Source organism: Streptomyces javensis (assembly GCF_039525925.1).
In the GTDB taxonomy this organism is placed as follows: domain Bacteria; phylum Actinomycetota; class Actinomycetes; order Streptomycetales; family Streptomycetaceae; genus Streptomyces; species Streptomyces asiaticus.
This window is the reverse complement of the sequence record NZ_BAAAIF010000245.1, coordinates 1-1,259: the sequence shown is the minus strand read 5'-3', so window position 1 is coordinate 1,259 and position 1,259 is coordinate 1. Positions and strand designations below refer to the sequence as shown.

General features: G+C 67.0%; 1 protein-coding gene. It reads right to left on the bottom strand.

Annotated elements, in window-relative coordinates; translation table 11 throughout:
* On the bottom strand, nucleotides 1-1,199 hold a 1,199-nt coding region (locus ABD329_RS47780; RefSeq protein ID WP_344318287.1), incomplete at its 3' end, for an amino acid adenylation domain-containing protein.
* Nucleotides 1,200-1,259 lie beyond the last annotated feature (60 nt).

Sequence of the window (1,259 nt, the reverse complement as noted above, 5' to 3'; positions counted from 1 at the left end):
CCACGCAGCTTGACCTGGTCATCAACCCGGGACAGATACTCCAGCTCCCCCTCGGCCGTCCACCGCACCACATCACCCGTGCGATACATCCGCCCACCACCAGTGCGGTCGAACGGATCGGCCACGAACCGCTCCGAGGTCAGAGCCGGACGCCCGTGATAGCCACGGACCACACCCTCACCCGCGACATACAGCTCACCCGGCACCCCGACCGGGACCGGCCGCAACCCACCATCCAACACAAACACCCGGGTATTGGCGATCGGCCGCCCGATACGCGGACTGCTCGCCCGCTCAGGGGCAACCGGCCAGGCCGTCGACCAGATCGTGGTCTCCGTCGGACCATACAGATTCGTCACCGACTCAGCCCGACCAGCCAACGCCACCGCCAGATCAGCCGGCAACGCCTCACCACCCACCAACACCCGCACACCACTCAACACCGCCGAATCCTCAGCCAGCACCGCACGCCACAGACTCGGCGTCGCCTGCATCACCGAGATCCGCTCAGCCAACACCAACCCACACAACGCCACCGGATCCCGCACCACATCACGCTCCGCCACCACCACCGCAGCACCACTGAGCAAAGGCACGAACAACTCCAACCCCGCGATGTCGAAGCCCACCGTCGTCACCGCCAGCAAACGGTCCTCACCCGTAAGCTGGAAACGACCCGCCATCGACACCACAAAGTTCGCCAACGGCCCCTGCGGCACCACCACACCCTTCGGCCGACCCGTCGAACCCGACGTATAGATCACATACGCCGCATGCGACAGCGCCCAAGAATCAATCCGCCGCTCCTCCGCCGTCCGGGAGAGCTCCTCGACGGTCTCCGGCGCATCGAGCAGCACCCGCGGGATGTCCACATCCGGCACCACACCCACCAGCTCATCGGTGGTGAGGATGAGCGTCGGCGTGGCGTCCTGGAGCATGTAGGCGAGCCGGTCCGCCGGATACTCCGTGTCCAGCGGAAGATACGCCGCCCCCGCCTTCCACACCGCCAGCAACGCCACCACCAGATCCACCGACCTCGGCAACGCCACCGCGACGAACGCCTCGGGCCGCACCCCACGCGCAGCCAACAACCCCGCCAAACGCCCAGCCCGGTCGTCCAACTCGCGATACGACAGCGACACACCACCCGCCACCACCGCCACCGCATCCGGCGCCCGGACCACCCGCTCCTCGAACAACTCCACCACCGAACGACCCGGCACCTCACACACCGTGTCATTCCAGTCCCACACCACCGA